Annotated in this window: 3 protein-coding genes; 2 read left to right on the top strand and 1 reads right to left on the bottom strand. The window is 71.6% G+C overall.

Translation table 11 applies throughout. From position 1 onward, the window contains the following. Window positions 1–360: 360 nt before the first annotated feature. Window positions 361–1,227 (top strand): helix-turn-helix domain-containing protein, encoded by an 867-nt coding sequence (locus AC08OO_RS10900; protein WP_476611140.1) that lies wholly within the window; start codon window positions 361–363, stop codon window positions 1,225–1,227. A 135-nt stretch (window positions 1,228–1,362) separates the two neighbouring features. Here AC08OO_RS10900 and AC08OO_RS10895 read toward each other — a convergent pair whose 3' ends face one another. After that, window positions 1,363–3,939 (bottom strand): ATP-binding protein, encoded by a 2,577-nt coding sequence (locus AC08OO_RS10895; protein WP_476611141.1) that lies wholly within the window; start codon window positions 3,937–3,939, stop codon window positions 1,363–1,365. Window positions 3,940–4,444: 505 nt separating this feature from the next. On the opposite strand from AC08OO_RS10895, the gene hrpA reads away from it, so the two are divergent. Beyond that, window positions 4,445–8,536, top strand: a complete 4,092-nt coding sequence (hrpA, locus tag AC08OO_RS10890) for an ATP-dependent RNA helicase HrpA (protein WP_476611143.1) — start codon at window positions 4,445–4,447, stop codon at window positions 8,534–8,536. The last annotated feature ends 29 nt before the right edge of the window (window positions 8,537–8,565 follow it).

Here is an 8,565-nt window from a genome sequence, read left to right as displayed (position 1 = left end):
CCGATGGGGAGAGTGGGGGGAGGAGCGAAGAGGGGTGCAGCCGTGGAGGGTAACAGCAGGAAGCACACGATCGCCGTCCGGGGGCCCGAAGTCCTCACGCCCCTGGAATCTGGCACCGTGAGAGTGGAATTTCCGGACATGTCATCGTCCGCACCATTGCGCCCACACCCGGCAGCCGGGGGCACCCCTGCCCCCGTTAAACGGAGACCCGCCGTCGGCACTCCCTGTAAGCGTGTATACAAATAATCCTCACCACGCTAAACACGCGCGTGTCACCCAGACGAGAGAACCAGCCCACCCATCCGGAACCAGAAGATCGAGTATCTTACTCTTGCGTTGACCATGGCGAGGGGGCCGACCGTGACGACAGCTCAGCCGGGAAGTGGACCGACCGTACGTCGGATCCTGCTCGGCTCTCAGCTCCGTCGACTTCGCGAGGAGAAGGGCATCAGCCGGGAGACCGCCGGCTACCACATCCGCGCATCAGAGTCGAAGATCAGCCGGATGGAGCTTGGCCGCGTCAGCTTCAAAGAACGCGACGTCGCCGACCTGCTGACCTTCTATCAGGTCACGGACGATGCAGAGCGCGCCCCATTGCTGGCCCTTGTCCGGGAGGCGAACGCCGCTGGCTGGTGGCAGAACTTCAACGACGTTCTCCCGTCCTGGTTCCAGCCGTACATCGGTCTGGAGGAGGCGGCCCAGCTCATCCGGACCTACGAACTCCAGTTCGTTCCGGGCCTGTTGCAGACCGAGGACTACGCCCGAGCGATCATCATGCAAGGTAGTGGTGGCCTACCAGTCGACGTCATCGAGCGCCGGGCCAGCGTGCGGCTCAACCGGCAGAAGCTGCTGTACCGTAAGGACCCGCCACGGCTCTGGATAGTCATCGACGAGGCGGCGCTGCGTCGGCCGATCGGCGGGCCGAAGGTGATGCGGGCCCAGCTCGAGCACCTCATCGCCGTGTCCGAGCTGCCGAACCTCACCCTGCAGGTGATGCCGTTCGCCTTTGGCGGCCACGCGGCGGAGGGTGGGGCCTTCACGATCCTCCGCTTCCCCGAAATGGACCTGCCGGACGTGGTCTACCTGGAGCAGCTCACCGGTTCCGCCTACCTCGACAAGCGCGAGGACGTCGACCGGTACATGGAGGTGTATAACCGGCTCAGTGTCGACAGCACGCCTCCGGATGACACTCCCGAGCTGCTACGGCGCATCATCACCGAGCTCTGAACGCGGTTCGCTCCCAGCCCGCCGACCGGCTGCCCCGCCGGCCCGGCGTCCTAACTGCTCGGCCAGCCCACCGGCCCGCCGTTCTGCTGGCCTGCCGTCCTAACTGCTCCGCCATCCCGCCGTTCCGCCGGCCTACTACTCCGCCAGCCCACCGATCGACTCGACCCGCCCGGTCGGGTCCGTGACCGCGCTCGCCGCCGGCCAGGTCAGCTCCAGGCTGAGACACCGATCGTCCAGCTCCACCGCGACCTCGATCCCGCCCGCATCCTCTCCCCCGCGGCCGAGCTGCGGGGGCGGCAGGCCCTGCGGCCAGGGCAGCGAGACGAAAACACTGCCGCCGGCCGGCGTCCACAGGACCGTCACAATCGCCCGGCCGCCGGGGACGGCGGCGAGCACCTCCCGCACCTGATCGGCCACCACGGCCCGCACAGGAGCTGGCGCGAGCCGCAGATCGCCGGACAGCTGGATCTGGACGGTCACTCCCGCAGCCTCGGCGTCGGCGACGACCGCGTCGAGGTCCGCCAGCGCCGACGACGGACCACCCCCGGTGATCATGCGACGGACAGCGGCCGCCCGCATCGCGCACCTGCTCCGAACGGCGGCTTCCCGCGGGTCCAACCAACCGCCCGCAACCCCGTCGAGTAACGGCAGCACCTCCCACCCCACGGTGCGCAACCACTGCGCCCGCTCCCACCTGATCATGGTGGACGCATCCACCTGGGCGGCGACCTCAGCCTCGGCGGCCAAGGCGCGGGCGGTCGTCTCCGCGGTGCCGCGCAGCAGGGGACCCAGCATCGCGGTCACGATCTGCACCCCGCACGCACCGTAGATCAGTACCCCCAGCCGCGCCAGCACCAGCGATTCGGTGCTACCGCGCAGGAACACCGCAACGATCATCATGGCAATCGCGACCAGCAGCGCACCCACCCATTCCCAGAGCGGCCGGGAGGCGGTGATGAACGCTAGGAGCAGGGGAAGCACGAGCAACGGCCAGTCCGCAATCCGGACGATGTCCGCGCCGACGGTGTTCACTATGCCGGCGACGGCGACGGCGACGGCCAGGAACAGCAGCACGGCCGCCTCGGGACCGCTGATCGGCCGACTCCGTCCGCGCCGGACGAAGGCGACGGTGAGCACGGCCACCAGCAGCCACAGCGCTCCCGCTCCGGCCATCGTCCGCACCCATCCACCCGTGCCGACCAACGGCACGAGCATGATGATCAGCCACAGCCCGGCGATCTGCCCGAGTGCCCGGCGCAGCCCGGCGGCATAGGCGTCGCGTAGCTCGGCGGCGATCGCGGCGACGTCCCGACGATCGCCGACCCGCCCGCCGGCCCTTCCGGCTCCGTGATCATCCCGATCGCCGTGATCATCGCTCGGATGTGGTCGCGTCGCGTGCCCCGTCGTCGCGTCCGGAGCGCGCCACTGCAGTTCAACAACGGTGCCCTGCCCCAGGCGCGCGTCGATGCGGGCGGTCCCGGCGACGTCCACCAGCCGTCCGACGATGGACTCGCGCAGCCCGAGCCGGGCGGGGTCGACCCGCCGCGGGTCGAAGCCGCACCCGGCGTCGGACACCGTCACGATGAGCAGGCCCGGGCCACCGCCAAGGAGCAGCGAGGCACGCCGGGTGCCGGAGTGCCGTTCCACGTTGACCAGCGCCTCGCCGACCGCTCCGACGAAGGCCTCCACGACCACGGCCGGGGGCTCACCGGGAGGTTCCCCCGCGATGGCTGGGAGACGCTGGTCGTCGAGGCTGACCTGCAGCCCCCGTCGAGCGGCGTCGCGGACGACCTGGGCCAGCCGCTCGCCGATCGGCGGACCGACCTCGTCGTCCCGGTCGAGCAGGCCGCGCACGGCGGTGAGGCTCTGCGCACATCGACGCCGGGTGAGTTCCACGTCCCGTCCCCCGCCCCAGGCGATGCCGGTCAGGGTGTTCAGCACCGTGTCGTGGATGACTCGCTCCCGTTCCCGGCGGTCGCGGGCGACGGCGAGGACCACCGCCTCGCTGCGGTGCCGGGCCGCGACGTTCGCCCAGCGCTGGTCGGCCGTGCGGGCGATCCGGCGCAGTCGACCGATCGCCAGCCCGAGTAGACCGGGAATGATCAGCAGCATGGCGGTCTGAGAGAAGACCTGGGGATTGTGGCCCCAGCCGCCTACGAGAGTGGCGCCGCACAGCGTCAGGAGCAGGACCGACGCGACGGCTGTCGGAAATGTCCAGGCCGTCACGATCCCGGCGTTGATGGCGGTCAGGAAGACGAAGTTCCCGCTGTCCCCCACCGAAGCGGGTGGCAACCAGGACGAGGCCGTCAGGGCGAGGACCGCCGACATCGCGACCGTAACGGTGGCCATCGATCGACGGATCCCGCGTCGCAGGCCGACGACGCAGAAGACGAGACCGCCGATGACCGTCAGCCCCGCGACGGCCATCGCCGCCGGCCGCTGGTCGTACCAGCGCCAGACCGCGACATAGCACACCGTCAGCAGAACCGCGACCGCCCACAGGGTGACGAGGACGCGCCCCATGACCTGTTCCAGCGCCTGGTAAGCCCGGCCCAGCTCGACGGAGGCTCGGCCCAGCTCGAGCGCGCCCTCCCCGAAGGCGGTCACCGTGCCCGCGGAGGCGGAGGCGACCGTGGGCACCGTGACCGGCGCCACGGACGGGACCGCCTCGCGCACCCCGGACGAGGCCGCCTCCCGCCCGTCGGCGGTCACGCCCTGCCCGGCCCGAGAAGGTCGCCCGGACCAGGGTGGGGGCCGACTTCGCACCTCATCATCATGATGGCTCAGCCCCCTCAACATCGAGGTTCCTGTCGACGACAAGGCCGCAACGGCATAAAGGCCGCAACGGCACAGAGGCCGCAACGGCGTCGAGCGGCGGCCCCCGCCGACCGGGCGGGCTGTTGGCGGGCTACCGGCCGCGCCTCGCCGCGCCTCGCCTCGCCTTGGTCGGCAAGGGACCGACTCGCCTCTCATCCGTCGAAGAGGTAACGGGATGGCCCAACCTCCAGGTCAGGGGAGCAAGACACGGTCCAGGGACCGCAGACCGTGCTCAGGTCCCCAAAATTCGCCGGGCGAAGAGTCGTCGCCACCGCCCGACGGGCCGGAGGAACGCAACGCTGCCGGGACAGCTGTGCCCTAGGCTTGACGACGTGTGGAAAGGCAGCTCTTGAATCCTCCCGCCACGCCGCCGCAGCAGCCGTCACCGCCGGCAGACCCGGTGCCACCGGCAGAGCTGTCCGCGCGGCTGACCGGGTTGTCTCCTCGCGACGCCCATCGGCTGGGCCGACGGCTCGCCGAGAGCCGGCGCACCCGCGAGCCCGCCGCGCGCCAGCGGGCCCTACAGGCCATCGCCGCCGAGGTGGAGCGGGCTTCGCTACGGGTGGAGCGGCGCCGGGCCAGCGTTCCGACGCTCGACTACCCCGACATCCTTCCGGTCACCCAGCGCAAGGACGAGATTCTCGCCGCGATCCGGGATCATCAGGTGGTCGTCGTCGCCGGGGAGACCGGGTCCGGCAAGACCACTCAGCTACCGAAGATCTGCCTGGAGCTCGGCCGCGGGGTCCGGGCGATGATCGGGCACACCCAGCCGCGCCGAATCGCCGCGCGTACCGTCGCCGACCGCATCGCGGAGGAACTGCGCACCCCGGCTCCCCAGATGGGCGGCATCGTCGGCTACCAGACCCGGTTCACCGACCAGGTGCACGAGAACACGCTGGTCAAGCTCATGACGGACGGCATCCTGCTGGCCGAGATCTCCTCCGATCGCCAGCTGCGCCGCTACGACACGCTCATCATCGACGAGGCGCACGAGCGCAGCCTCAACATCGACTTTATCCTCGGCTACCTGCGGTCGCTGCTCCCCCGCCGGCCGGATCTCAAGATTGTCATCACCTCCGCGACGATCGAGACGGCCCGGTTCTCCGCCCACTTCGCGGGTGCCCCGGTCATCGAGGTGTCCGGGCGCACCTATCCGGTCGAGGTCCGCTACCGCCCGCTCGTCCCGGCGGCCGGCGGCCCAGCCGGCGGACCGGCCGACGCGCGGAGGACCGGCAGGGAGAACGGCGAGGCCGAGCGCGACCAGGCCCAGGCCATCAGCGAGGCGGTCGACGAACTGTGCGCGGAGGGCCCGGGCGACATCCTGGTGTTCCTCAGCGGCGAACGGGAGATCCGCGACACCGCCGAGGCACTCACCCGCGAGCAGCGGCCGAACACCGAGATCGTGCCGCTCTACGCCCGCCTGTCCGCCGGCGAGCAGCACCGGGTGTTCCAGCCGCACACCGGACGGCGGGTGGTCCTGGCCACCAACGTCGCCGAGACCTCGCTGACCGTGCCGGGAATCCATTATGTGATCGACCCGGGCACCGCCCGGATCTCCCGCTACAGCCACCGCACCAAGGTGCAGCGGCTGCCCATCGAACCGATCTCGCAGGCCTCCGCCAACCAGCGCAAGGGGCGCTGCGGGCGGACCGCCGACGGCATCTGCATCCGCCTCTACAGCGAGGAGGACTTCGCCGGCCGGCCGGAGTTCACCGATCCGGAGATCCTGCGGACGAACCTGGCCTCGGTCATCCTGCGGATGGCCGACCTTGGCCTCGGCGAGATGGCCACGTTCGGGTTCCTCGATCCACCCGACCCCCGCCAGATCAGCGACGGCGAACTGCTCCTCGCCGAGTTGGGGGCGTTCGACGCCACCGCGTCCGATCCCCGTCACCGGATCACTCCCCTCGGCCGGCGGCTGGCGCAGATCCCGGTGGATCCCCGGCTGGCCCGCATGGTGCTCGCCGCCGACGAGCAGGGCTGCCTGCGCGAGGTGCTCGTCATCGCCGCCGCGCTCGCGATCCAGGATCCCCGGGAGCGCCCGGTCGAGCACCAGCAGGCGGCCGACGCCCGCCACGCCCGGTTCGCGGACCCGACCTCGGACTTCCTGGCCTACCTGAACCTGTGGAACTACCTGCGCGACGCCCGCGGCGAGCTGTCGGCCAACCAGTTCCGGCGGATGTGCCGCACGGAGTTCCTCAACTACCTGCGCATCCGGGAATGGCAGGACGTGCACGGCCAGCTCGCCGCGGTGGTCCGCGGCCTGGGGCTCACCCCCCGGGACGACAGCTCCGGCGCGGCCGATCCACGAACCGATCCACGAACCGTGCACCGGGCCCTGCTGACCGGGCTGCTGTCGCACATCGGTCGTTACGACCCGGAGCGCCGGGAGTACGCCGGCGCCCGCGGCGGCCGCTTCGCGCTCTGGCCGGGCTCCGTCCTGGCCCGGCGGTCGAACCGTGCCGAGCGCACCGGGCCGACAGCCACGTCGGCGAACCCGGCAGCCGCGCTGGCGGACCCGGGGGACCCGGCGGGCGAGGACGCGCCGAAGCGGCCGTCCGGACCACCCGCCTGGGTGATGGCCGCCGAGCTGGTGGAGACCTCCCGGCTGTGGGGCCGCACCGCCGCGCGGATCGACCCGGACTGGATCGAGCCGCTCGCCGCCCACCTGGTGCATCGCACGTACAGCGAACCGCGCTGGTCGCGCCGGCAGGGCGCGGTGCTCGCCGACGAGAAGGTGACCCTGTACGGGGTGACGATCGTCGCCTCCCGGCCGGTCCAGTACAGCCGGATCGACCCGGTCCTGTGCCGGGAGCTGTTTCTCCGGCACGCGCTGGTCGAGGGTGACTGGCAGACCCGCCACACTTTCTTCCACGCCAACCGGGAGCTGCTCGCCGACGTCGAGGAGCTGGAGCACCGGGCCCGGCGGCGCGACATCGTCGTCGACGACGAGACGCTGTTCCATTTCTACGACGAGCGCATCCCCGCGGACATCGTGTCCGCCCGGCACTTCGACGCCTGGTGGCGCAAGGCGCGCCGGACGACCCCGGACCTGCTCGACTTCCCGCGCTCGATGCTCGTCACCGCGGACGCCACGGGAATCACCGAGGCCGACTACCCCGACGTCTGGCAGGCGGGCGACCTCGCGCTGCCGCTGAGCTACCAGTTCGAACCGGGCTCGGCGGCCGACGGGGTCACCGTGCACATCCCGCTGGCCGTGCTGAACCAGGTCGGCGCCGAGGGCTTTGAATGGCAGGTGCCGGGGCTGCGCGAGGAGCTCGTCACCGCCCTCATCCGGGCGCTGCCGAAGGCGGTGCGGCGCAGCTTCGTCCCGGCGCCGAACTACGCCAAGGCGGTCCTGGCGAACATCACGCCACGCCAGGCGCCCCTGCTCACCGCGGTGGAACACGAGCTGCGCCGGATGGGCGGGCCGGAGATCCCGCGCGATTCCTGGTCGCTGGCGGGTGTGCCGGATCACCTGCGGTTCACCTTCCGGGTGGAGGACGCCGGCGGGCGGGTGCTGGCCGAGGGCAAGGACCTCGACGCCATCAAGGAGCGGCTGCGCCCGAGGACCCGGGAGGCCGTCGCCGCCGCGGCGGACGGCCTCGAGCGGGCCGGCCTGCGGGCGTGGGGGGACCTCGGCACCCTGCCGAAGGTCGTCGAGCTGCGCCGTGGCGGCAACGTGGCGGGCGGCCACGTGGTGAAGGCGTTCCCGGCGCTGGTCGACGAGGGCGGTTCGGTCGCGGTGCGGGCCGCCGACACCGAGGCCGAACAGCGCCAGCTGATGTGGGCCGGCACCCGGCGCCTGGTGCTGCTGGGCGTCCCCGCCCCGGTGCGCGGCCTCAACGCCCGGCTGTCGAACGCCGCGAAGCTGGCCCTGAGCCACAACCCGCACCGCGACGCCGCCGACCTGCTGGACGACTGCGTGCGGGCCGCCGCCGACCGGTTGATCGCCGCGGCCGGCGGGCCCGCCTGGGACGAAGCGGGCTTCACCGCGCTGCTCGCCGCGGTACGCGCGGGACTGCCCGAGGCCGCCTTCGAGGTGGTCCGCGAGGTTCAGCAGGTGCTCGGCCTCGCCCACGCGGTCGATCTGGCGCTGCGCGAGCTGCGTGCCCCGGCGGTGGCGGCGTCGGTGGCCGACGCGCGCGACCAGCTCACCTCGTTGATCTACCGGGGATTCGTCACCGACACCGGGGCCGACCGGCTGGCGGACCTCGTCCGCTACCTGACCGCGCTGGAACGGCGACTGGAGCGGCTGCCCCGCGATCCCGGGCGGGACAGGCTCAACACCGCGACCGTCGGGCGCGTCCAGGACGCCTATCGGGAGCTGCTCGCCACCGTCCCCGCCGGCCGGGAGCCGGCGCCCGAGATCCGGCGCCTCCGCTGGATGATCGAGGAGCTGCGGGTGAGCCTGTTCGCGCAGAGCCTGCGCACCCCGTACCCGGTTTCCGAGGAACGCGTCTACCGGGCGATCGACGCCATCCTCGGTTAATCCGTTTCGGTGACTATGCCATGCTGGGA

The sequence above is a fragment of the Frankia sp. CeCAU1 genome (assembly GCF_977971845.1).
This window is presented reverse-complemented; position numbering and strand designations above follow the sequence as displayed.